Annotated in this window: 25 protein-coding genes; 11 read left to right on the top strand and 14 right to left on the bottom strand. The window is 34.4% G+C overall.

All coding sequences use genetic code 11. From position 1 onward, the window contains the following. Positions 1-12: 12 nt before the first annotated feature. Genes ACTJFD_RS03095 through ACTJFD_RS03085 form a run of 3 tightly spaced genes read right to left on the bottom strand, consistent with a single transcriptional unit; the run spans position 13 to position 2,398 of the window. Positions 13-891 (bottom strand): RluA family pseudouridine synthase, encoded by an 879-nt coding sequence (locus ACTJFD_RS03095; protein ID WP_442259636.1) that lies wholly within the window; start codon positions 889-891, stop codon positions 13-15. 3 nt (positions 892-894) lie between these two features. Then, positions 895-1,707, bottom strand: a complete 813-nt coding sequence (locus ACTJFD_RS03090; protein ID WP_442259635.1) for an NAD kinase — start codon at positions 1,705-1,707, stop codon at positions 895-897. Then, positions 1,676-2,398: a GTP pyrophosphokinase gene (locus tag ACTJFD_RS03085; RefSeq protein WP_442259634.1), complete on the bottom strand. Its 723-nt coding sequence runs from the start codon at positions 2,396-2,398 to the stop codon at positions 1,676-1,678. Before ACTJFD_RS03085 ends, ACTJFD_RS03090 begins: the two co-directional genes overlap by 32 nt. Positions 2,399-2,537: 139 nt before the next feature. Here ACTJFD_RS03085 and ACTJFD_RS03080 point away from each other — a divergent pair, with 139 nt between their 5' ends. The 3 genes from ACTJFD_RS03080 to ACTJFD_RS03070 all read left to right on the top strand — a co-directional run bounded on the left by ACTJFD_RS03080 (position 2,538) and on the right by ACTJFD_RS03070 (position 3,861). Continuing rightward, positions 2,538-2,876, top strand: coding sequence for a CYTH domain-containing protein (locus ACTJFD_RS03080; RefSeq protein WP_442259633.1), 339 nt, complete (start codon positions 2,538-2,540; stop codon positions 2,874-2,876). Positions 2,877-2,893: 17 nt separating this feature from the next. Beyond that, positions 2,894-3,124: a hypothetical protein gene (locus tag ACTJFD_RS03075; protein WP_442259632.1), complete on the top strand. Its 231-nt coding sequence runs from the start codon at positions 2,894-2,896 to the stop codon at positions 3,122-3,124. 95 nt (positions 3,125-3,219) lie between these two features. After that, the gene (locus tag ACTJFD_RS03070; protein WP_442259631.1) at positions 3,220-3,861 is read left to right on the top strand and encodes a DsbA family protein; all 642 of its coding nucleotides are present in this window, start codon (positions 3,220-3,222) and stop codon (positions 3,859-3,861) included. Between the two features lie 52 nt (positions 3,862-3,913). Here the strand turns inward: ACTJFD_RS03070 and pepF are convergent, their stop codons facing one another. Continuing rightward, positions 3,914-5,725: an oligoendopeptidase F gene (gene pepF / locus ACTJFD_RS03065; RefSeq protein WP_442259630.1), complete on the bottom strand. Its 1,812-nt coding sequence runs from the start codon at positions 5,723-5,725 to the stop codon at positions 3,914-3,916. Between the two features lie 21 nt (positions 5,726-5,746). Continuing rightward, entirely contained in the window at positions 5,747-6,928 is a 1,182-nt protein-coding gene (locus tag ACTJFD_RS03060) for a competence protein CoiA (protein ID WP_442259629.1), read from the bottom strand. A 99-nt stretch (positions 6,929-7,027) separates the two neighbouring features. Here ACTJFD_RS03060 and queG point away from each other — a divergent pair, with 99 nt between their 5' ends. Next, a complete protein-coding gene (gene queG, locus ACTJFD_RS03055; protein ID WP_442259628.1) occupies positions 7,028-8,182 on the top strand; it encodes a tRNA epoxyqueuosine(34) reductase QueG in 1,155 nt (384 codons plus the stop codon). A 15-nt stretch (positions 8,183-8,197) separates the two neighbouring features. Beyond that, positions 8,198-9,280 (top strand): histidinol-phosphate transaminase, encoded by a 1,083-nt coding sequence (gene hisC / locus ACTJFD_RS03050; RefSeq protein ID WP_442259627.1) that lies wholly within the window; start codon positions 8,198-8,200, stop codon positions 9,278-9,280. Positions 9,281-9,338: 58 nt separating this feature from the next. Here the strand turns inward: hisC and ACTJFD_RS03045 are convergent, their stop codons facing one another. The 4 genes from ACTJFD_RS03045 to ACTJFD_RS03030 form a co-directional block, all read right to left on the bottom strand. Then, a complete protein-coding gene (locus tag ACTJFD_RS03045) occupies positions 9,339-9,644 on the bottom strand; it encodes a hypothetical protein (protein WP_442259626.1) in 306 nt (101 codons plus the stop codon). Continuing rightward, complete coding sequence (locus ACTJFD_RS03040) at positions 9,641-9,919, bottom strand: DUF2089 family protein (protein WP_442259625.1); 279 nt, start codon at positions 9,917-9,919, stop codon at positions 9,641-9,643. The genes ACTJFD_RS03045 and ACTJFD_RS03040 overlap by 4 nt, the downstream gene beginning before the upstream one ends. Before the next feature lie 139 nt (positions 9,920-10,058). Continuing rightward, the gene (locus ACTJFD_RS03035; protein WP_442259624.1) at positions 10,059-10,202 is read right to left on the bottom strand and encodes a hypothetical protein; all 144 of its coding nucleotides are present in this window, start codon (positions 10,200-10,202) and stop codon (positions 10,059-10,061) included. 58 nt (positions 10,203-10,260) lie between these two features. Next, the gene (locus ACTJFD_RS03030; protein ID WP_442259623.1) at positions 10,261-12,204 is read right to left on the bottom strand and encodes an ABC-F family ATP-binding cassette domain-containing protein; all 1,944 of its coding nucleotides are present in this window, start codon (positions 12,202-12,204) and stop codon (positions 10,261-10,263) included. Positions 12,205-12,634: 430 nt separating this feature from the next. Between ACTJFD_RS03030 and ACTJFD_RS03025 the strand changes: the two genes are divergently transcribed. From ACTJFD_RS03025 to ACTJFD_RS03015, 3 genes are all read left to right on the top strand, one after another. Then, the gene (locus tag ACTJFD_RS03025; RefSeq protein ID WP_442259622.1) at positions 12,635-13,264 is read left to right on the top strand and encodes a redox-sensing transcriptional repressor Rex; all 630 of its coding nucleotides are present in this window, start codon (positions 12,635-12,637) and stop codon (positions 13,262-13,264) included. Positions 13,265-13,456: 192 nt separating this feature from the next. After that, positions 13,457-14,542: an LLM class flavin-dependent oxidoreductase gene (locus ACTJFD_RS03020; RefSeq protein WP_442259621.1), complete on the top strand. Its 1,086-nt coding sequence runs from the start codon at positions 13,457-13,459 to the stop codon at positions 14,540-14,542. Positions 14,543-14,555: 13 nt separating this feature from the next. Further along, the gene (locus ACTJFD_RS03015) at positions 14,556-15,122 is read left to right on the top strand and encodes an NADPH-dependent FMN reductase (protein WP_442259620.1); all 567 of its coding nucleotides are present in this window, start codon (positions 14,556-14,558) and stop codon (positions 15,120-15,122) included. Positions 15,123-15,171: 49 nt separating this feature from the next. On the opposite strand, the gene ACTJFD_RS03010 is transcribed toward ACTJFD_RS03015, so the two are convergent. Beyond that, the gene (locus tag ACTJFD_RS03010; protein ID WP_442259619.1) at positions 15,172-15,792 is read right to left on the bottom strand and encodes a CPBP family intramembrane glutamic endopeptidase; all 621 of its coding nucleotides are present in this window, start codon (positions 15,790-15,792) and stop codon (positions 15,172-15,174) included. Positions 15,793-15,975: 183 nt separating this feature from the next. Between ACTJFD_RS03010 and groES the strand changes: the two genes are divergently transcribed. Together groES and groL are read left to right on the top strand one after the other, a co-directional pair. Beyond that, positions 15,976-16,260 (top strand): co-chaperone GroES, encoded by a 285-nt coding sequence (groES, locus tag ACTJFD_RS03005; RefSeq protein WP_442259618.1) that lies wholly within the window; start codon positions 15,976-15,978, stop codon positions 16,258-16,260. 39 nt (positions 16,261-16,299) lie between these two features. Further along, entirely contained in the window at positions 16,300-17,928 is a 1,629-nt protein-coding gene (gene groL, locus ACTJFD_RS03000) for a chaperonin GroEL (RefSeq protein ID WP_442259617.1), read from the top strand. Positions 17,929-18,016: 88 nt separating this feature from the next. On the opposite strand, the gene ACTJFD_RS02995 is transcribed toward groL, so the two are convergent. From ACTJFD_RS02995 to ACTJFD_RS02985, 3 genes are all read right to left on the bottom strand, one after another. Continuing rightward, positions 18,017-18,643, bottom strand: coding sequence for a hypothetical protein (locus ACTJFD_RS02995; protein WP_442259616.1), 627 nt, complete (start codon positions 18,641-18,643; stop codon positions 18,017-18,019). 207 nt (positions 18,644-18,850) lie between these two features. Continuing rightward, positions 18,851-19,021 carry an IS3 family transposase gene (locus tag ACTJFD_RS02990; protein WP_442259615.1) on the bottom strand — a complete coding sequence of 57 codons (171 nt, stop codon included), beginning with the start codon at positions 19,019-19,021 and terminating at the stop codon, positions 18,851-18,853. Positions 19,022-19,291: 270 nt separating this feature from the next. Further along, on the bottom strand, positions 19,292-20,224 hold the full coding sequence (locus tag ACTJFD_RS02985; RefSeq protein ID WP_442259614.1) for a helix-turn-helix transcriptional regulator: 933 nt from the start codon (positions 20,222-20,224) through the stop codon (positions 19,292-19,294). 97 nt (positions 20,225-20,321) lie between these two features. On the opposite strand from ACTJFD_RS02985, the gene ACTJFD_RS02980 reads away from it, so the two are divergent. Further along, complete coding sequence (locus ACTJFD_RS02980) at positions 20,322-20,960, top strand: DJ-1/PfpI family protein (RefSeq protein ID WP_442259613.1); 639 nt, start codon at positions 20,322-20,324, stop codon at positions 20,958-20,960. Positions 20,961-21,150: 190 nt separating this feature from the next. Here ACTJFD_RS02980 and ACTJFD_RS02975 read toward each other — a convergent pair whose 3' ends face one another. Then, positions 21,151-22,464, bottom strand: coding sequence for a PTS sugar transporter subunit IIC (locus tag ACTJFD_RS02975; protein ID WP_442259612.1), 1,314 nt, complete (start codon positions 22,462-22,464; stop codon positions 21,151-21,153). Positions 22,465-22,469 lie beyond the last annotated feature (5 nt).

Genomic DNA, 22,469 nt, shown 5'->3' with positions numbered 1-22,469 from the left:
CCTCTCTTACTTTTAAAAAATGCTCATGTCAGGAGGTAAAGGTTGATTAAATTCTAACAATTCATGAGTAAACGGATGGAAAAGTAGCAAACGAGTGCAATGTAATGCTTGTCGTTCGATTCCACGCGTCATATCCCCACCATACATACTGTCTCCTAAAAGTGGACAACCGACTGCTTCAAAATGAACTCTAATTTGATGTGTTCTTCCGGTATGTAAGCGAATATCAACTAAAGCTAATTCTTCTTGTCTACGCTTTAACTGATACTCCGTTAAAGCATATTGCCCCTCTGTAGTGACTTGACGTTTGATAATTGATTGTAAATCTCGTCCTATTGGCAATTCGATTCTTCCCGTTTCAGAAAGAAGATGCACTTCCCCACTTACTAAAGCTGTATAATACTTTTGTAATTCCCCACTTCTTAATTGTTTATCCATCATTGCATGGGCAAAACCATGCTTAGCAAAAATCATCAACCCAGTCGTATCTCGATCCAAACGAGTCACAATATGAATGACACGGTTCACATATTTTTTTTGATTATAATAATATTTAACCCGATTAGCCATGGTGCCATTTGGATGATACTGAGAAGGTATCGAAGCGACACCTGCTAGTTTATTAACAATCAAAAGATGTTGATCCTCATATACAATATCAAGAGCTGAGGGATAAGGCAACACCGTTTCATGCTCTCCTTCATCCGGAATAATAATACTCACCACATCCCCTTGACTAAGGGAATGCCGGACGGTTCGTTCTTTTTGATTCACTAATAAGGTGCCACCTTGAAATTTTAATTTTGCCAATAATTTTTTTGAAACGCCCATTTGTTTCAAAAATGCTCTTAAAAGAATCGCATCCTCTTTAACAGTCCAAGTAAATCTCATTTTTTATTCATCCTTATATTCAATTTTGCCTATAAACGCATCATTCACTCGGCGCCAAAACTGAGTATGTCGATACGAAGCAAAATGAATTTCTTTTTTCGATAATTTGAAAGTAACAGAGACTAAATTCACCTGTGACTCAACAAAGTGGTCTAAATGCAATTGATAATGATCTTCTCTTTTTAAATCAATCCGAATCCATTCATCTTGTGCGATGATTAGAGGAGATCCTAATGAACGATAAACTAAATTATTGATTGAGGCGATTTCATTCATTTGGATAGCTTTTAATTTAGGATTAATCACCGCGCCTCCTAAACTCTTGCTGTAAGCGGTTGAGCCTGTCGGTGTTGATACCGATAAACCATCGCCACGATATTTTTCAAAACATTCATCCTTGATATAAACATCCGCAACCATCGTCCGCTCAATATTACGAATCGTCGCTTCATTTAAAGCAATCAACGTTTTTGTCGGTTGCTCATCGCTATATTCTAGTGTCACTTCTAATAAAGGATACGAAACACGTTGACGTTTTTCTTCTGTCAAACTTTTGATAAGTAAGTCTATTTCATAATCTCGCCAGTCTGTATAAAATCCCAGATGCCCTGTGTGAACTCCGATAAATCTAACCCTTTCAAGAAGATGACTATATTGATGAAACGCACTCAATAAGGTTCCATCTCCTCCTACGGTGATCACAACAGACGGGACTTGGCAATCTAAATCAAAACCTGCTAGAGCTAACTTTTCTTTTAACTCTTTAGCGACATCTTGTGATTTTTTAGCGTGGTTTGCTACAATTGCAATTTTCATCTGATGAATCATCCTTTCCGTCTTTTATTTCCGGAAACACTTGTGAAACTTCTGTTAACTTTTCAGAGTCGTAATGATTGCGATAAGAAAAAGAGCGTTGTGCTTCCTGAATCTCACTACGTATTTTAGACATTTCTTCATCTAGTAAATAAGCTGCTTCCGCTGTAAGTTGTAAACGATCGTTTATTTCTTCAGGTATTTCACCTTGATACTTATAATTTAAAGAGTGTTCAATCGTAGCCCAAAAATTCATCGATAACGTCCGAATCTGAATCTCAGCATAAATCAAACGTTCACCTGAAATTAATTGAACTGGATATTCAATAACAACGTGATAAGATCGATAACCACTCTCTTTTGTATTTTTTATGTAATCCATTTCATCGATGATGCGAAAATCATTGCGTTGGTGCAATAGCTTCACTACTTCATAAATGTCTTCAACAAACTGACACATTACCCTTAAACCAGCAATATCATACATTTCTTCATGTAAATTAAAAGGGCTAATTCGACGTTGTTGACACTTGGTTAAAATACTCTCTATCGGCTTCACACGACCGGTCACAAATTCAATCGGAGTATGCAAATTATTCTCACGATACTGCTGACGAATACTTCGTAACTTAACCTTTAATTCCGCCACAGCTTGCTCATAAGGAGCCAAAAATAAATTCCAGTCTCGATCCATCACTATCATCTCCATTTATCCATCAATATCCAAAACTAATTTTAACACAAGTCGCTTTAAAAGGTTAGTTGGGATTGTTACTTGAGTTAATATTTGTAATTTTCTAAAAAATGACTAAAATATAGGAGAGGTGTAAATTATGACAAAAGAGCTTGAAATTGAATTTAAAAATATGTTAACAAAAGAAGAGTATCAAAAATTGCTTTTATATTATCAGGCACAACCTGATAATATAAAAAAACAAACCAACTATTATTTTGATAACAAAGAAAATCTTTTAAAGAAAAATAAAATGGGTTTACGAATCCGATGTCTAGCTGACTATCAAGAAATGACATTAAAAGTGCCAACAGATAATAAAAATACCCTTTTAGAGGTAACTGATTGCTTAACAACCAAAGAAAAAGATAATTTTATAAACCAAGGTGTTTTCCCAGAAAAAAGTTCGATAAAAAAACATTACTTGATTATAATATAACTGATTTAGAGTTACCTATGATTGGTGAACTAACCACAGAACGCTTTGAAAAACAATTAGATCCTACACATCTGATTGTTTTAGATAAAAGCTTTTACTATGGTTTTACCGATTATGAACTCGAACTTGAAACAACAGACGTTGTTAAAGGTGAAGTGTTTTTTAAATCCCTCTTAAAAAAACATATGCTATCTTTTAAACCCGCTCAAAAAAAGATTGCCAGAATGTTAAAAAAGCGTGAAGACTAGTCAGCTAAAGGCTTTTCCTTTCACAATTTTCTTATTTTCTGATAAATTAGAGGTGAAGTAAATTACTTATTTAATCTATTTGGGAGGGGTACACTTTGATTGAAATCTACCTTTTTGTCAATCCTTTAGATAAACACTGCTTAGATATTGAAGAAAAGTTTTTATCTATTATTAATAGTGAAACGCAAAAAGTACATTTTCGTGTGATCCCGATGATTAATCCACAACTTATCCACAATTTTATTAAGGAAAATCATTTGGAGCACAAAGGACTGGATTACCGTAACCAATTATTTTCATCTATTTATTCAGCGTGCTTAGATGTGAAGGCAGCTCAACTTCAAGGGATGTTTATAGGAAAAAAGTTTCTCTTAGAACTTCAGGATACTGTTGGGCGACAAAATATTCCTTATTCAAAAGATTTAGCCTACCAAATTTTTGAAAAAATGCCTGCAGATTTAAGTATTTTTAAAGAAGATCGACAATCTGAATTAGTTGTTGATTTTTTTAATAATGATCAACAAATCGCTCGAGAGATGAAGGTCTCTAGCTTTTCGACAGCTGTCATTTTTAATTATCTTTGTCCTTATGAATACGGACTTTCAATTGACGCTAACCTTCCATCTTCGATAATTAGAGAATTAATTGAGCACCAAGCAGTATCATCCTGTCCTGGTACTTTAAGTCTAAGACCAGAATTACCTAGAGGTTTTTACTTCGACAAGAAAAAAAATTAAAAGACGAAAACAAAACAGTTGGATCCGTTTTGTTTTCGTCTTTTATTTTGATTTAAAATGTAGCTACTAATTTTTCTAATTCATTTAGACGTGCTTCAAACACACACATTGCAGATTCGATATAATCTTTCTTCGTCATATCTACTCCCGCACGTTTCATCACTTCGATTGGATAGTCACTGTTCCCTGATTTAAGGTAAGTTAGATATTTATCTAAAGCGCCTTCTTCACCATCCACTATTTTATCCGCTAAAGCCGCAGCTGCTGAGAAACCTGTCGCATATTGATACACATAGTAATTGTAATAGAAATGAGGAATACGACTCCATTCATAAGCAATTTCTTCATCTCTTTCAATCGAAGGGCCGTAGTACTTAGCATTTAAATCGCCATAGTATTGACTTAAATAGTCACTTGTTAAGGGAACCCCTTTAGCATCTTCAGTATGAATAAAGTGTTCAAATTCAGCAAATTGAGATTGGCGGAAAATCGTTCCCTTAAAACCATCTAAATAATGATTCAAAACAAAAGCTCGGACTTTCGGATTTGTTTCAGTTTCTAACAGATACTCTGTTAAAATATTTTCATTCGTTGTTGAAGCAATCTCAGCTAAAAAGATAGAATAATCACCATAAACATACGGTTGATTACTGCGAGTGTAATAGCTATGCACACTATGACCTAATTCATGGACTAAAGTATACAGATGATTGATACTTTCATGCCAATTTAATAAAATATAAGGTTTCGTGTCATAGCTCCCTGAAGAATAAGCGCCACTACGTTTTCCTTTATTTTCAACAATATCAATCCAACGCTCATTAAAAGCTTCTTCTAAAATTCCAGCGTATTCTTCGCCCAATGGTTTCAATGCCGTTAACGTCTTTTCTTTTGCTTCTTCATAAGTGTAACGGATAGGAGCATCCCCTAAAATCGGTGTATACATATCGTACATATGTAACTCTTTGACACCTAATAATTTTTTACGCAATGCCACATAACGGTGTAACAAAGGGAGATGTTCGTGTACGACGTCAAGTAATGTATCATAAACAGCTTCTGGAATATGGTTATTACTTAAAGCTGCTTGACGAGCTGATTCATAGTGACGGATTTTAGCATTAAAATTATGCTTTTTAACATGTGACGATAGAGTACTTGCAAAAGTGTTGATAAATTGATAATACACTTGATACAACCCTTTAAAGGCTTCTTCACGAACCTCTCGATTGGTACTTTCCATCAATTGACCATATAAACCGTTTGATAATTCAACTTCATGACCTTCATCATCTTTGACAATTGGGAAACGTAAATCAGCATTGTTCAAAATAGCGAAAGTATTACTTGAAGCATCAAATATTTCGCTTGCTCCAGCTAACAATTCCTCTTCTGACGAAGATAACACATGTTTACGGTCATCCGTCATTTGCTTAACATAATGACGATAAATTGCCAGGTCAGCATTTTCTGTAAAATAAGCTTCTATTTGGGCATCGGATAAGGTTAAAACTTCTGGTTGGAACCAAGCAACTGCTTCGCCCGCTTGTGCAGCAAGTGTACTCGCTTTTGCATATAAACCTTGATATTCCGTATTAGCTGTATCTTGATCATTTTTTAAGTGAGAATAAACATAAACTTTTTCAACTTCACGATATAAATCTAAAGTACCTTCTAGCGCTGTTTGAAAAGCTTTTGCTCCCTCTTTTAACGTTCCTTGATAAGCTTTAACAGTCGAAATTTGGGCTTTAATTGCTGTAAATGCCGCTTCAACACTCGCTTCATCTTTAAAAATATACGTCAAATCCCATGTTTTTTCCTCGGGAACTTCCGAACGAATTGGTAGTGATTTTGTTTCAGTCATATTAAGACTCCTCTCTCATTTTTACTGTTTTATCATATCATATTCTAATGGGATTCGTACCAATTCCACCTTATTTTCTAATTTTCCTTTGAGATAACTTTCGACAGGCAGGCGAGGAGCTTGATAAATATAATCGTCATTTTCACGTCGGACCAAATGAACCTGTTCTAAAAAAGTCAAAAAACGGTAACAACTCAAAGCAATTATTTTTTTATGGGAGACTAAAGAGGAACAGGAGTTTAAAATCTTTTGAATTTCAGATTCTTGATCAATTGTTGCCAACTCTAACAACGATAAATAGCCAGAAGACTGCAATTTTTCAAAGAGCAAAATCCGAATAACCACTTCTTTTTCCCCTAACAAAATATCGGTTAGTGAAGGAACTTGATAAATTAAAGGTAACTGACGCAAATTTAATCCTTTTTGATATAAGAATTGTTGCAATTGAAATAATGAAGAAGGTGCTCGATAGTTTACGCTATTCCAATATTGACGATTTAATTTGGTTTGTGCTAAAAGAGGCTGTCGTTCTCGCCAAGTTTCCGTAAAATTTGTTCCTTCTTGAAAAGCGTTTAATAGATTCCATTTTTCTAGAGATAGATAATGAAAATGACCAGACCAATGCGCTTTTTTTTGCTCAATACCATAACATAAAACTAATTGCTTCTTTCGAACAGATAACCCCCAAAGATAATAACCTAACCTAGGGGAGAATTCGATAAATTGACGTTGCAACCTCGTTAAATAGCGCTGAGATAATTTTGGATACAACGCTTCTCCTAACAACCAATGAACTTGATAACCTTTTCTTCGATAACAAGAGGTTCGTTTCCATAATTTTTTATAGCTTAAGGGACTACATTGAAATTCAATCGCATGCGTCATTTCAAGTAAACAATCTGGGCGCTGTTTCAGTTGTGGTAAGTAAGCTTCCAACTCTGCTTTTAGCTTAAATTGATGAGCATTTTCCATTACAAGCGCTTTTCCAGCAAGATGCTCGTTTGTTTCTCCTTCTGAAAAATAATGGCATTGGCTATTTTTTTGATGGGCAAAGTGCGCACGTTTGCAACTCCCTTTTTTTAAAATAACCTCTTCGCCACAATCACAGCAATAATAACGACTTTCGGCTAATTTTTTCAATTCACTTTGAGTAATTCCAACCAAGTTAATTAGCTGGTATTTCTCACTTTTAGCTATAAACATCACAAACTCCTCCTCTATTTCACTTTAAAGAATGACTAAATTATGAGATAATCACTTCAATAATTAAGATATGTAAATAAGATAGAAAGGAGTTTTTTTATGTATCCATCACTTAAAGATAAAATCATCACTGCCAGCCAAGAATTAGGCATTGATAAAATTGGTTTCACCACTGCAGCTCCTTTTGACCATCTTAAAAACAGCTTGGAAGAACAAAAAGCAAAGGGACATACTACTGGTTTTGAGCATCCTGTTATTGATGAACGGCTTTACCCTGACAAAATTTTTGAGCACCCTCAATCGATTATTTCAATTGCTTTAGCCTATCCCTCTCGCATCAAAAACAGACCCAAAAGTGTAAGAGGGGAAAAGCGTGGTAAATTTGCTCGTGCCTCTTGGGGTATTGACTACCACCATATTTTAGAAGACCGATTACAACGTTTGATTACTTTTATAAAAACAGAATGTATTTTAGAGGAGAATTTGAACTTTAAACCGATGGTCGATACGGGAGAGTTAATTGACGTCGCTGTCGCTCAACGGGCTGGTTTAGGCTTTATCGGTAAAAATGGGTTACTCATTACAGAGGAATTTGGTTCTTATGTTTATCTTGGCGAAATTATTACTAATATCCCTTTTGAAGCGGATCAACCAAAAGAAAATCAATGTGGAAGTTGTACTAAATGTGTCGACTATTGCCCGACGTCTGCCTTACTTGGTGATGGTCGCATGAATGCGACACGCTGTTTATCTTATCAAACGCAAACTAAAGGCTATATGCCTGAAGAATATCGACCTAAAATTAGAACCATTATTTACGGTTGTGATATTTGCCAAGAAGTTTGTCCTTTTAACAAAGGCAAAGATTCACACTTTCATCAAGAAATGGAGCCAGATCCAGAAATCGTTCAGCCTGTTTTGATTCCCTTGCTTTCTATCTCCAATAGAGAATTCAAAGAAAAATTTGGCTATCTCGCTGGCTCTTGGCGAGGGAAAAAACCGATACAACGGAATGCAATCATTGCACTTGCCAACGCCCGTGACAAGCCAAGCCTTCCTCATCTTTTAAAGTGTATTGAAGATGACCCTCGACCGATGATTCGTGGGACAGCTGCATGGGCTGTTAGCATAATCGACCCGAAAAACATAGAAATCTTGACTTTTTTAAATGAAAAAATATTAAAAGAAACCGATGATGAAACTATCTTAGAATTTCAAAAAGCAATCACAAGAATGAACGAAGCATTCAACTAAAGGAGTTTAATTAAAATGCAAAGAAAAAAAAGTTTACAACACTTATCCGCCTATGTTCCCGGAAAACCAATTGAAGATGTCCTCAAAGAATATGGATTAACTTCTGCTATCAAACTAGCTTCTAATGAAAATCCTTATGGTTATTCACCTAAAGTTAAACAAACATTACAGGATAACTTAGAGCATTTACAAATCTATCCTGATGGTGGAGCAAAAGTTTTAAAAGAAGCTCTAGCCAAATATCACCAACTAACCCCTGAACAATTTTTAATAGGAGCCGGATTAGATGAAATTATTCAAATCATTTCACGCTCACTACTTTCTGAAGGCGACAACGTGATTGTCGCTGATCCGACTTTCCCACAATATGGGTTGCATGCGACTATTGAAGGGTCTAACGTCAAAAAAATCTCTGTCGATCCAAAGACTGGTTTAACTAATTTAAATGAAATGCTGGCTGCAATTGATAGTGATACTAAGATTATCTGGTTATGTAATCCCAATAACCCAACAGGAACTTACCTCAAACAAAGAGACATTAAGCGTTTTTTAGAAAAAGTCCCTAACCATGTTTTAGTAATTAGTGATGAAGCCTATTATGACTATGTTACAGAAGAAAAAATGCCAACAAGCTTGCCATTTATAAACGAATTTGAAAATTTAGTTATCTTACGTACTTTTTCAAAAGCCTATGGTTTAGCTGGGTTACGTGTTGGATATGCGATTGTTCCTAACGATCTCAATGCTATTTTTAACATTACACGACTGCCATTTAATAGCCATTCTTTAGCACAAAAGGCGGCGATCACTGCGTTAGCGGATCAAGCTTTTGTTGCAAAATCACAAGAACTTAATCAAATAGAACGTGAAAAATGGGAAGCCTTTTTAATACAATTAGGGCTTCACTACTATCATTCTGAAGCTAATTTTATTTTCTTTGAGGTCAAACAAGAGACCCTCTCGTTATCTGAGGAACTACTTAAAAAAGGCTTTATCATTCGAGCAGGGTTAAAACCAGGTTGGCTTCGTATTACAATTGGTACTGCTGCAGATAACTTAGCGATTCAAAAAGAATTAAAAAAAATAATCAAAAAATAAGTACTTTCCAAAAAAAGACCTGAAAACTGTTTATCAGTTTTTCAGGTCTTTTTTTATTCTATCTTTTTTCTAAATCTTTTGCTTCCATTTTCTCTAGATCTTTCTTTATTTTTTTCTCCTTTGCATCAGAACCATCATGCCAAGCCATATAAAATATGAACATCAGAACTGCTAATAATAAGAACAACATCAAAATTTTACCGAAAGTCAGTGTCGTCGATTTCGGAAGTAGGTAAATGACTAAATAACCGATAAACCCAGCAGGTAAAACAAGACCTAGCCATTTATTTTTTATGTAGCCAAACCCCCACTGAATCATTCCAGCACCTAAACAAATTAAAAACTGTATCATTTCTTGCTTCATTCTTTCTCAAACCTCTCATAATTTTTTAAAATTTCTTTACCTATTTCCAGACTAATTTTTTCATCAATCACTAATTTCATCACAGACGCTCTAAAATTATTCTCTTGATTATTTGAAAAAAGATTAATTTTTTCAATCAGACGATCCATTCGTAAGCGGACCGTAGGATAGCTAACATCATAAACTTTCGCCAATTCTTTTAGTGAACCAGAAGTCAATATAATTTCTTTAACAAACTGTTGATCTTCCTCACTTAATTTTATAAACCAATCCATTGTTCTTCCTCCAGTAATTTAACTTTGTTAAAAATATATTAACAAAGTTAAAGTTAAAAGTAAATAATTTTAACTTTAATTTATTAAATTATAAAAAAACACCGATTGATTTCCAACCGATGCTCTTTACCATTCTTCTTTATTTTCTAATTTTAATCGATAAAATAATCCCAAAAACAAGCATTGCTAGCACTAAAACAATCTTAAAAATAGTTTGATTGATGAGATATACTAACATTAAAATCAAACAAACACTCAAAATAATCAAATTTTCTTTTTTCATTTCATTGCTCCTCTTTGTTAAGTAAAAATCAAGTGATTCCTCACCTTTCTCTTTTTATTTATTCAAAATCTTCTAATTCTAGAGAGGCTTCTTCCCAGTCTTGCAATAATTGATCCTGTTTTTCAGTTAAATTGTTCAATTCTTTATTTAAAGTTTGTAATTTTCCTAAATCAGCCATATTTTCAGGTTTTTCCATTTCACGTTGAACGTTCTCTAAATCAAGTTCAATTTGGTTCATTTCTTCTTCGATAGTCGCAACTTTTCGTTCTAATGTCCGACGTTCGCGCTGTTTGACTTTATCCATTTTATACTCACGTTTTGTTTCCGTCATCACTTTGACTTGTTCGGCCTCAGGTTGATTCGTCAACAAAGCGACTTGCTCTTCTTCAAGTTTTTTCTCTAAGTAATAATCATAATCACCATGATATAACGTACTGCCCTCTGCGGATAATTCTAAAACACCCGTTGCAATTCGGTTAATAAAATAGCGGTCATGGGACACAAATAAAATTGTTCCTTCATAGTCAATTAGTGCATTTTCTAAAACTTCTTTGCTATCAATATCCAAATGGTTTGTTGGCTCATCTAAAATTAAGAAGTTATCTTTATTCATCGATAATTTCGCCAAAGCAACACGCGCTTTTTCGCCTCCACTTAGTAAAGGAATCGTTTTCTTAACATCTTCACCCGAAAATAAAAAACTCCCTAAAACGGTTCTGATTTCTTTTTCTGGTGTGTTTGAATGCTCGCTCCAGAGTTCCTCTAATACAGTTTGTGTTGAATGTAATTTTGCTTGTTCTTGATCGTAATACCCAATATCAACTTGATGACCTAAATCAATACTCCCTCTTATCAAAGGGATTTCTTTAATAATTGTTTTAAGTAACGTTGATTTTCCAACACCATTTGGCCCTACTAAAGCAATGGCTTCTTGACGGCGAAGTTCTAAATTAACAGGCTCACTCAAGGATTTTTGGTCATAACCAATCGCAGCCTCTTTCACACTTAGCACTTCACGACCAGAAGGACGCTCACTTTGGAATAAAAATTTAGCCGATTTTTCATCCCCCATCGGACGATCTAAACGCGTCATCTTTTCTAACTGTTTACGACGACTCTGCGCACGTTTGGTTGTCGAAGCTCGCACTAGATTTCTAGCTACAAAATCTTCCAGTTTTGCGATTTCAACTTGTTGTTTCTCAAATTCTTTCCACTCACGCTCTAAACGCTCATCCTTTTGATCGAGATAGCGACTATAGTTCCCTGGATAATGAATTAATTTTTGTCGACTTAACTCATAAACTTCCTGAACGATTTTATCTAAAAAGTAGCGGTCATGGGATACGATCAAAAGAGCGCCACGATAACCTTGAAGATAACTTTCCAACCAACTTAACGTTTCAATATCCAAATGATTCGTCGGCTCATCCAAAATTAAAAGTTGCGGTTTTTCTAATAAAAGACGAGCCAATGCTAATCTTGTTTTTTGACCACCCGATAACGTACTCACAACTCGGTTATAAAAATCATCTTGAAAATTAAAACCATGTAAGACTGACTTAATTTCAGATTCGTAACCATAGCCATTGACTTGTTCGAACTCATGTTGTAATGAGGAATAGCTATTGAGCAACTGTTCATACTCTTTTTCAGATAGCTCACCTGATGCTGCTTCCGCAATTTTTAATTCATACGTTCTTAATTTCGTTTCCATCTCACGAACAGCATCAAAAACCGTTAACATTTCTTCCCAAACAGTATGGTCTGATTCCAAACCTGTGTGTTGATCTAAATATCCCATCGTTAAATTTTTAACTTTTGAAATAGAACCTTCATCTGCTGAATCAATGCCTGCTATTATTTTTAAAAGCGTCGATTTACCTGCACCATTGCGTCCAACTAACGCAATTCGACTCCGATCCTGCACTTCTAATTGTATATTTTCAAACAAGACTTCCTCGCCAAAATGACGGGCGACTTGATTCGCTTGTAATAAAATCATTGTTTCCTCCACCTTTAATATTCTGAGCTTAGTTTATCATATTTTTTAATCAGATAGGATAAAAGCTTTATTTTTGCATCGCTTAAAAAGAGACACTCCTTTTTTAATCCCACCTGTCCCTTTACACTAAAAAACCTTAGCTTTCACTTTTCAAATTAAAGTTTAATTTATTAAATTTACTTAAAAATTTCGCCTTACTTTTCGTACAAATAAAACGAGGGACACTCAATAAAAAGACATTATATAAAAAAATGACTATTTAATCGACAGATTTTTCATTGCAACGAAGGATATAAAAAGACTAGAACCCTATAAAAATAAGCATCATAATTGCTTTTAATGGATGCAACCGTTATTCTAGTAACGTGAAGTATTATACAAGCATATAATGAAACACTTTTCGTTTAATATAAAGGGAGGAAATAACTCAATGAAAGATATGGAAATCCCTAAAGCAACAGCCAAGCGTTTACCGTTGTACTATCGCTATTTAAAATTTCTCTTCGATTCAGGCAAACAAAAAGTGTCATCGACTGAATTAAGTGAAGCCGTTAAAGTCGATAGTGCTACCATTCGTCGTGATTTTTCTTATTTCGGAGAATTAGGAAAACGCGGTTATGGTTATGATGTTGAAAGTTTAATGAACTTCTTTGGAAAAACATTAAATGAAGATATTTTAACGCATGTTGCTTTAGTTGGTGTCGGAAATCTCGGACACGCCTTACTTAACTATAAATTCCATCAAAGTGATAGCATTAGAATCAGCGCTGCTTTTGATGCAGACCCAGAAATCGGTGGACGTATTTTAGAAGGGGTCCCTGTTTATCCTGTAACAGAACTCGTACAACAAGTTAAAGAACAAAAAATTGAAGTCGCTATTTTAACAGTTCCTATGGAAGCAGCACAACCAATTGCTGATCAATTAATTGAAGCAGGTATTAAAGGAATTATGAACTTTACTCCTGTTCGTATCACCACACCTGATGATGTGATGGTTCAAAACGTTGATTTAACGAACGAGTTACAAACACTTATTTATTTTTTATCACACTATAAATAAAGAAAAAACCGAAGTTCAAAAAATGAGTTTTCTCGTTTTTTGAAACTTCGGTTTTTTCTTTAAATCCTGTGAATCAGTGACTTCTTTTATTAAACCCCCATTTTTGAAAGAGTCCAAGCAAATTACTTACTTTTTGTAAGTAATGATGCTATATTATTATTATCTTAAAGAAACGAAAGAAGGGGAAACCTTATGTCAAATATTCAATTTAAACACAATCCAAATACCCTACCTGTTTTTGATTCTAAAAAAGGAATGGAGTTTGGTGTTTATACGTTAGGGGATCACTTGATGAATCCTCTTACTAAAGAAATCCTTAGTGCCCAAGAGAGAATTCAACAAATTAAAGAGATGGCTATTTTATCAGAACAAGCCGGGCTTGATATCTTCGTTCTGGGTGAAAGCCATCAAGATGGTTTTGTTTCTCAAGCACACGCTATTATCCTAGCTGCGATTGTTGAAGCCACTAATACAATTAAAGTTTCAAGTGGCTCAACCATTGTTAGTACGTCTGATCCTGTTAGAATTTTTGAAAATTTCGCAACTCTTGATCTACTATCCAATGGGCGAGTGGAATTAATTGGTGGGCGTGCTTCGCGCGTTGGCTTATTTAAATTACTTGGGTATGATTTAAATCATTATGAAGAATTATTTGAAGAAAAATTTGATTTGTTATTAAAATTAAATCAAGAAGAATATGTGACCTGGGAAGGACAATTTCGTGCTTCTTTAGATCATGCACATATCATTCCACGTCCCGTCAATCAGCATCTTCCTATTTGGCGTGCTGTTGGTGGTGGTTCTGGTAGTGCCGCCCGAGCAGGACATGCTGGGGTACCGATGACTTTAGCTATGCTTAGTGGTCCGGCGAGTATCTTCAAACGAATTATTGATATTTATCGCGAATCAGCCAAACAAAATGGCTTTGATGAAACGACCTTACCCGTAACTACAGGTGGCTTTTTTCATATTGCGAAAGATATGGATACAGCACTAAAAGAATATTATCCACATATTAATCATGGTTTTACTCAATCGAATGGTCAAAACTTTCCCAAACAAGCCTTTGCTCACGCGAGAGATCCAAAAAGTATTATTAATGTTGGAGAAGTAAATCAAGTCATTGAAAAAATACTTTATCAACATGAAGTTTTTGGAAATCAACGCTACATTGCTCAACTTGATTTTGGAGGAATGCCGTTTGATAAAATCATGAGCAACATTGAAATCCTCGGTACACACGTCTTACCGGCTGTCCGAAAATACACTGCGAAATAAGGAGGAATGACAGATGAAAACCATTTTTTTGTCCGGATCTACCATTGGAAAAACAACCTTGCTTGGTATGAACAAACTAATCAAAAAATATCAAGAAATACATCCAAATCATCAAACAACCTTTATCAATTTAGCCGAATTAAATGTTGAATTTAGTGATGGTCGGAATTATTTAGATTATGAAGGAGAAACTGCGTTTGTTGCGAACGAAATGATGAATGCAGATATTATCTTTATCGGTTCCCCTACCTTTCAAGCTTCAATTCCAGCGACATTAAAAAATATTTTTGATTTATTACCACAGAAAGCTTTCGCACAAAAAACAGTAGGTATCCTGATGACCGCTGGATCAGACAAACATTATCTTGTTGCTGAAACGCAATTAAAACCGATTTTAAGTTATATGAAAGCGAATATTGTACCGACTTATGTTTTTATCAACAATACTGATATCATCGGGCAAGAGATTACGAATGATGACGTTCTGTTCAGGATAGACAACCTCATTGAAGATACCGTTGCTCTGGCTGAAACCTCTCAATTGATTCAAGCAAAAATAGAGGAAGATTACGGATTTTAAAAAAGACAAGATGGCAATAAAAATGCCCTCTTGTCTTTTAATTTTAAGATTAGCCGTACATCAATAAAATTAAACCATTCATTCCAACATGTGCAATGAGGGATGGTAAAATCGATGACGTTTTATTTTGTAAATAACCATAAAACAAACCTAAACTAAAGTAAATCAGAATTTGACCATCTCCATGCAAGACTGAAAAAAGAAAACTCGCAATCATAATGGATAACAACGGTGAGACTTTTTCAGATAAAGCTGTTGGGATAAAATAGCGAAACACTATTTCCTCCATGATAGGTGTTAGTAAAAATGGCACTAAAAAATAAAAAGGAACGTGCTGAAACAGTGTCAGAATTTGAGCTGTATTCTCAGATACTACGACTTTCCCTAATAATAAAAATTGAAGTTTTCCAACAATAAATTGTAATAAAAAACTCAAAGCAATACCACCTAAACCGATCAAAATAAGTTTTTCATTCCCAATCGTTCCCCTTCTCTTTGACTTATCTTTCCGGTAAAGCCAAATAACACTCCCTGTTGCCAATAGATACACGACTAAAAGAAGACTCGTTTTTACGATTGGCCGTAAACCGAAGCGGTTAAAAAATAATGACCCATTCATCGCAGCCAAATAGGCAAATGCACTCCATAATAAATTCTGTCTTTTTGACATTTCTTCGCCTCTTTTTTTTAAGATAACTAAAGCATACCTTACTCTTCCCTTTAATTCATCCTCATTTTAGCAAAATACTTGCAAAAGATTTAAAAACTCGTTATGATAGAAAAGGATTAGCAATCAGTACTTAAGAGTGCTAATTGCTAAAAACAACTTTAAACATTTGTGGAGGGATTAATCGTGTTAAAACCATTAGGAGATCGTATTATCATCGAAATCAAAGAGGTTGAAGAAACAACAACAAGTGGGCTTGTTTTAACTTCTGCTTCGAAAGAAAAGTCTCAAACCGGAGAAATCATTGCGGTAGGCGAAGGACGCACCCTTGACAACGGGACAAAATTACCCGTAGCAGTCGTAGTTGGGCAAACAGTGATGTTTGAAAAATATGCTGGCCAAGAAGTAAAATTTGAAGGTCATGATTACTTAATTGTTCATGAAAAAGATATTATCGCAATTGTCGAGTAAGACAAACAATAACTAAAAAATTTATGAGGTGAATAGGATATGGCAAAAGATATTAAATTTTCAGAAGATGCTCGTGCATCAATGATGCGTGGAGTCGATACATTAGCTAATATTGTCAAAGTAACATTAGGACCTAAAGGACGTAACGTTGTTTTGGATAAATCATTTGGTTCTCCATTAATTACTAATGATGGGGTGACAATCGCTAAAGAAGTTGAATTAGAAGATCGTTTTGAAAATATGGGTGCTAAATTAGTCGCTGAGGTCGCATCAAAAACAAATGATATCGCGGGTGATGGAACGACAACAGCAACTGTTCTGACACAAGCCATTGTTCGTGAAGGACTTAAAAATGTAACAGCCGGTGCTAATCCTTTAGGCATTCGTCGTGGGATTGAGTTAGCGACAAAAGCTGCTGTTGAAGAATTACATGCCATTTCAAAAAAGGTTGACTCTAAAGAAGCCATTGCACAAGTCGCTGCGGTTTCATCTGGAAGTGATCAAGTAGGTGAATTAGTTTCAGAAGCGATGCAAAAAGTTGGTAACGATGGTGTGATCACTATTGAAGAATCTAAAGGAATTGAAACAGAATTAGACGTTGTTGAAGGAATGCAATTTGACCGTGGTTACTTATCTCAATATATGGTAACAGATAACGATAAAATGGAAGCTATTTTAGAAAATCCTTATTTATTAATTACTGATAAAAAAATCTCAAACATTCAAGATATTTTACCTTTATTAGAACAAATTTTACAAGAAGGTAAACCTCTATTAATTATCGCTGACGATGTTGATGGTGAAGCTTTACCGACTCTCGTTTTAAATAAAATTCGTGGAACCTTTAATGTAGCTGCGGTTAAAGCCCCTGGCTTTGGTGACCGCCGTAAAGAAATGTTACAAGATATCGCTACATTAACTGGAGCGACTGTGATTACAGAAGAATTAGGCTTAGATTTAAAAGATACAACGATTGATGCTTTGGGTACTGCAAGTAAAGTTGTTGTTACAAAAGAACATACCACTATCGTTGAAGGTGGCGGTAATAAAGCAGCGATTGATGATCGTGTCGCTTTAATTCGTTCTCATATTGCTGAAACAACTTCTGATTTCGACCGTGAAAAACTACAAGAACGCTTAGCTAAATTAGCTGGCGGTGTGGCAGTCATCAAAGTTGGAGCTGCGACTGAAACAGAATTAAAAGAATTAAAATTACGAATTGAAGATGCTTTGAATGCAACTCGTGCAGCTGTTGAAGAAGGTATTGTTTCTGGTGGTGGTACTGCCTTTGTAAACGTCCTTAACGCTGTTTCTCAAGTTGAAGCTGAAGGTGATGAAGAAACTGGTGTCAATATCGTTCTACGTGCGTTAGAAGAACCTGTTCGCCAAATCGCTGAAAATGCAGGTATGGAAGGTTCTGTCATTGTTGATAAACTAAAACAAGCTGAGTTAGGCATGGGCTTCAATGCTAAAACAAATGAATGGGTAAACATGATTGATGCTGGAATTGTTGATCCAACTAAAGTTTCTCGTTCAGCACTTCAAAATGCAGCAAGTGTCGCTGCTCTTCTTCTAACAACAGAAGGTGTCATTGCAGACCATCCTGAACCAGAAATGCCAAGCATGCCTGGCGGAATGGATCCATCAATGATGGGCGGTATGATGTAAACTCTTTAAAAGAGACATATTGATATAAAAGTAACCACATGAGACATTACGTTTCATGTGGTTTTTTTGATGTGGAATGTGATGTTTTTTAAGTCATAAATGGATTTTCTAAAAAAGTAATTTCCTGATTAATAGCATCAACTCTAGCTTTTACCCCAATAGGCAATATACATCTTGGTGTCGCATGTCCAAAATTCACATTGTATACAATTGGTAAATCATTATTACCAACTACTTCTGTTAATATCTGTTTGTATTCTTCATAAAACACTTCATCTTGTGGTTTACCGAATATAATACCATTGATAACTTCGAAAAGCCCCATCTCCCTTAACTTCAATAACATTTTTCTTAAAGTTTCAGGATTTTCTTTTACTTCTGATGTTTCAAGAAACATTATTTTTCCAGTCCAATCTTCTAAAGATGGAAAGATATTATATTCTTTAATAATATTAGGTTCATCTTTATGGGTATAAGGTGTTAACATATCATATATACTATCGATACAACCTCCTAACAATTCACCTTCAAAAATTGGCTTTCCTTGTAGTAATTCATAACCTTTATTATCTGCATGACTCACTCTATTTTCACCTATTGATTTAGCTGAAAAATCTTTTCTCTCTTCATACCAAACTTTACTAGGACGAATTGATTCAAATGGTTCGGAGTCTTCAAAGTAATTTTTAAAATATTCTTCTGTATAAGGCAACATACCATCACTAATTTCTCCTATATCTGGAATTAATGACATACCATAATACGTTACTAATTCCAGTCCATAAAACATAAAGTGTGAATTGGCAACACTTTTCTGTACAAAAACTATAAGGTCTTTATTTTCTTTAAATAGTTATTTTATATCCTGCTAAATAGTCTGTTTCAATTCCCAATCTAAACGATAATTAATCGGGGAATGATATTAAAGCTTTCCATGTTTTCTAAACTTATTCCACCAATTAACATAATCCATTAACTCATACTGCAATTCAAACAAGGAATCAAAAGATTGTTGGTAAATAAACTCAAGATTAAACACTCGATACGTTGCTTCTGCCACCGAGTTGTCATAAGGACAACCTGAACGTAACAAAATATTAGCGATTTTTTGTTCATTTTTACTGGTAACTTAAGGTTTAAACTTCAGTATTGTATCGATTGAAATGAAATTAAATTCTCTCATTATTTGCCGTGTTTTTCTCCTTGAAACGATTAATCCTCGATCTTTAATCCGTCTTAATTTTCTAATAGTTGTCGTGAGATAAACTCCTGCTCTATTTTTTATTAAGTATAGATACCTTAATTTTTTATAAAAAGTATTTAACAAATTAAAATCTATCCCTTTTATAGGTACAGTTCTAAATTATTTTTCATATATTTGGAATAAATTAGCTATTTTTCTTTTTAATGCTGAACGAATATGTAAAGGTTCTAAGCATTCGCATTGTTCTCCAAAACTTAAAAGAATCCCGTAATAATAGTCATTTTCTATAAAAGGAAAATTAAGAATATAATGATTTTCTCCATCTTTCAAAAAACTATCATAGTCACAATAGTCAAGTAATCGTTCCATAATTGATTCATGAATACGAAGTTTAACAGTTACCTTTAATTGATTTGAAATTTCCGTTGCATCTAAAAAAGGTTTCGGATAGTCTTTGGGAATGAATGTCATTTCTTCTATTTTTAGGTCTGACAAGCGAGTTAATTTAAACAATCGAAAATCATTTCGCTCATAACAGTATCCATAAAGATACCACTGGGTATTTTTTAAGACAAGTTGATAAGGTTCAATTTGTCTTTTAGTTTTAATACCACTATGATTGAGATACTCAAAAAAAAGTAATTGATTTTTTTGTAAAGCGTTTTTTATAATATTTAGATAGACTTCTAAATCCCTATCTCCCATCCAATGACTAAAATCAATATGTAATTGTTCTGTCTGCAAATTAATTGATTCTAATTTATCTGCTGGGATAAATTTCTTTATTTTTGTCAGAGTATTTGTGACCTCTTTATTTTTCATTATATTGGGAATACTAGAAACCCCTGTTAGGAGTGTGATTATATCTGCTTCTGAAAAAGTATTCTTATCCATCTTATAATTTTCCATAATTTCAAACCCTCCACCAACACCAGAAGTAGAATGAACGGGAATCCCTGCCATACTAATCGCCTCTATATCACGATAAATAGTACGAGTTGACACTTCAAAAATAGTAGCCAACTCTTTTGCACTTATTCTTTGTTTATCGATAAGAATTATAATAATGCTAATCAATCTACTCATCTTCATTTATGAACCACCTTTTAATTATTTTGATATTGTTGCCATAGTGTTGTCAGCAATTGATAAGTATAATGATAACAGAACTAATTAATGGAGGGAAATTATGAAAACAATTTATATTTATGTATTAGATACACTAGCAGACTGGGAATTAGGTTACGTTATTGCAGAATTAAATTCTAAACGTTTTTTTAAAGCAAATGCTCCTTTACTAACAATTAAAACAGTCGGTTATTCTAAACAACCGATTCAAACTATGGGAGGGATTGAAATAGTACCGGACTGTTTAGTTGAAGATATTGAATTAAGTAACAATAGTGTACTTTTGCTACCAGGTGCAGATACATGGGATAGTCCTCACAATATAAATATTATCAAAAAAGCCAAAGAAATACTTTTAGCCAAAGGAACAGTCGGAGCAATTTGCGGTGCTACTGTACCACTTGCCAACTTTGGCATATTGGATGAATATTCACATACTAGTAATGGAATTGGGTTTCTTGATATGTTCTGCCCTACTTATCAAGGACAAAAATTATATTTAGATGTCCCTTCTGTCTCCGATAACAATCTAATTACTGCAAGCTCAGCAGGCGCTTTAATGTGGACAAAACACATTATTGAGTGTTTAAATATATTTGAACAAGATACCTTAGAAGCTTGGTATCACTATTTTCATACAGGAGAAGCCCTTTACTTTTTTGAACTTATGCAAACATTACCTTCTACCAATAATATTTAGTTTTTCTAATTTCTAGCCGATCTCTATCCACTAGAAATGATTCTACTTTTTTATTTATCCAATTAAGTTTGACAAATAAAAGCCTAAAAAAAGGAACAAAATCTGACGAAAGATTTTGTTCCTTTTTTCTCGAGACTTTACTTTATTCAATTTGAGAATCATCAACACGATTTATTGTACAATTAAATAATTATTCAGCTAGTAATTTTAATTCTTCTTTTTCAACTGCTTTAAAGAATGGATAATACATCACAAAACTAACAGCGACTAGGAAGAAAGTAAAGACCACATTTTTCCAATCCATACTAGATAAATAAGCTTGAGCAAAGAAGGGTGAAAATGATGGGTCAACGATATAACCATTCGTAATAATACTGAATTTTTCAGCAAAATAGGTTAATACTATCGTTACTACAGGTGTTAAGATAAATGGAATACCTAAAATAGGATTAAAAACAATCGGCATCCCAAAAATAATTGGCTCATTGATAGAACAAATTCCCGGTATAAATGATAAACGACCTAACGTTTTAAATTTAGGGACTTTACTGTACATCATTAAAAGAACCAAACCTAAGGTATTACCTGCTCCGCCAATCACTGAAATTCTAAAAATTTGTAAGTTCATTAAGTGAGTCATTGGTTCACCTGCTGCAAACTGTTCAGCATTTAAACCTGTTTGAGAAAGACCCAAAGTAAAGATAATTGGGAAAATAATCGATGTTCCATTAATCCCAAATAACCAAAGAACTTGACCAAAGACCACGATTGCTAAAAGTCCCCCTAAACTTCCAGCAATATTTAAACCTGGTGTTAAAACTTGCATTACAACAGCTGGGAAATTCGCTCCAAATGAAGAGATGAAAACTAAGTTAATGCTATAGAAAATTAAAATATTTGCTAATAATGGTAGTAGTGAGTTAATAAAATTTGCAACCATTGGCGGTACTGAATCTGGTAATTTCAGTTTAATTCCTTTAACCTCAAAGAAACGTGTCACTTCTACGACTAGAAGACCTAAAATAATCGCAACGAACAAACCGTTTGAACCTAAATACTCTAAATTAATTGAGCCATCTTTAATCGTCGTACAAACGAGTAAGTACGTCACCATCGTAATCAAACCATTTGTTGCTGCGTTTAGCTTATAATCATTGGCTAATGAATAAGAAATCCCGAAAGAAGACAGTAAACCAATAATTCCAAACGTGAGCGTATAAGGAGCAGTAATCGCATCATAGTTAGCGACCGCCCAGAACTTCCAACCTGCGAGGGCTTTTAAAAAGATACCTGCCGTATCAGGATTGTAGGCATCGATATTAATTGGTGGGTTAGCTATGATTAAGAAGAAGGCCCCCACAACCATAAATGGTAAAGCAAAAAACATACCCGATGAAATGGCTTTTAGATGTCGTTGATTCCCAATCTTCATTGCAACAGGCCCTAAAAGACTATTCAAACGTTCAATCATATTTCCAGATTTTTCCTTTTTATTCGAACTCATGATCT

The sequence above is a fragment of the Vagococcus sp. genome (assembly GCF_052102835.1).
Lineage (GTDB): Bacteria > Bacillota > Bacilli > Lactobacillales > Vagococcaceae > Vagococcus.
The sequence above is the reverse complement of the archived record's forward strand: the minus strand, read 5'-3'. Positions and strand labels throughout refer to the sequence as shown.

Coding starts and splice junctions, on each gene's coding strand:
- ACTJFD_RS03095 (WP_442259636.1), bottom strand. CDS start 891: ATGAGATTTACTTGGACTGTTAAAGAGGATGCGATTCTTTTAAGAGCA.
- ACTJFD_RS03090 (WP_442259635.1), bottom strand. CDS start 1,707: ATGAAAATTGCAATTGTAGCAAACCACGCTAAAAAATCACAAGATGTC.
- ACTJFD_RS03085 (WP_442259634.1), bottom strand. CDS start 2,398: ATGGATCGAGACTGGAATTTATTTTTGGCTCCTTATGAGCAAGCTGTG.
- ACTJFD_RS03080 (WP_442259633.1), top strand. CDS start 2,538: ATGACAAAAGAGCTTGAAATTGAATTTAAAAATATGTTAACAAAAGAA.
- ACTJFD_RS03075 (WP_442259632.1), top strand. CDS start 2,894: ATGATTGGTGAACTAACCACAGAACGCTTTGAAAAACAATTAGATCCT.
- pepF (WP_442259630.1), bottom strand. CDS start 5,725: ATGACTGAAACAAAATCACTACCAATTCGTTCGGAAGTTCCCGAGGAA.
- ACTJFD_RS03060 (WP_442259629.1), bottom strand. CDS start 6,928: ATGTTTATAGCTAAAAGTGAGAAATACCAGCTAATTAACTTGGTTGGA.
- queG (WP_442259628.1), top strand. CDS start 7,028: ATGTATCCATCACTTAAAGATAAAATCATCACTGCCAGCCAAGAATTA.
- hisC (WP_442259627.1), top strand. CDS start 8,198: ATGCAAAGAAAAAAAAGTTTACAACACTTATCCGCCTATGTTCCCGGA.
- ACTJFD_RS03045 (WP_442259626.1), bottom strand. CDS start 9,644: ATGAAGCAAGAAATGATACAGTTTTTAATTTGTTTAGGTGCTGGAATG.
- ACTJFD_RS03040 (WP_442259625.1), bottom strand. CDS start 9,919: ATGGATTGGTTTATAAAATTAAGTGAGGAAGATCAACAGTTTGTTAAA.
- ACTJFD_RS03035 (WP_442259624.1), bottom strand. CDS start 10,202: ATGAAAAAAGAAAATTTGATTATTTTGAGTGTTTGTTTGATTTTAATG.
- ACTJFD_RS03030 (WP_442259623.1), bottom strand. CDS start 12,204: ATGATTTTATTACAAGCGAATCAAGTCGCCCGTCATTTTGGCGAGGAA.
- ACTJFD_RS03025 (WP_442259622.1), top strand. CDS start 12,635: ATGAAAGATATGGAAATCCCTAAAGCAACAGCCAAGCGTTTACCGTTG.
- ACTJFD_RS03020 (WP_442259621.1), top strand. CDS start 13,457: ATGTCAAATATTCAATTTAAACACAATCCAAATACCCTACCTGTTTTT.
- ACTJFD_RS03015 (WP_442259620.1), top strand. CDS start 14,556: ATGAAAACCATTTTTTTGTCCGGATCTACCATTGGAAAAACAACCTTG.
- ACTJFD_RS03010 (WP_442259619.1), bottom strand. CDS start 15,792: ATGTCAAAAAGACAGAATTTATTATGGAGTGCATTTGCCTATTTGGCT.
- groL (WP_442259617.1), top strand. CDS start 16,300: ATGGCAAAAGATATTAAATTTTCAGAAGATGCTCGTGCATCAATGATG.
- ACTJFD_RS02995 (WP_442259616.1), bottom strand. CDS start 18,643: ATGTTGCCTTATACAGAAGAATATTTTAAAAATTACTTTGAAGACTCC.
- ACTJFD_RS02985 (WP_442259614.1), bottom strand. CDS start 20,224: ATGAAGATGAGTAGATTGATTAGCATTATTATAATTCTTATCGATAAA.
- ACTJFD_RS02980 (WP_442259613.1), top strand. CDS start 20,322: ATGAAAACAATTTATATTTATGTATTAGATACACTAGCAGACTGGGAA.
- ACTJFD_RS02975 (WP_442259612.1), bottom strand. CDS start 22,464: ATGAGTTCGAATAAAAAGGAAAAATCTGGAAATATGATTGAACGTTTG.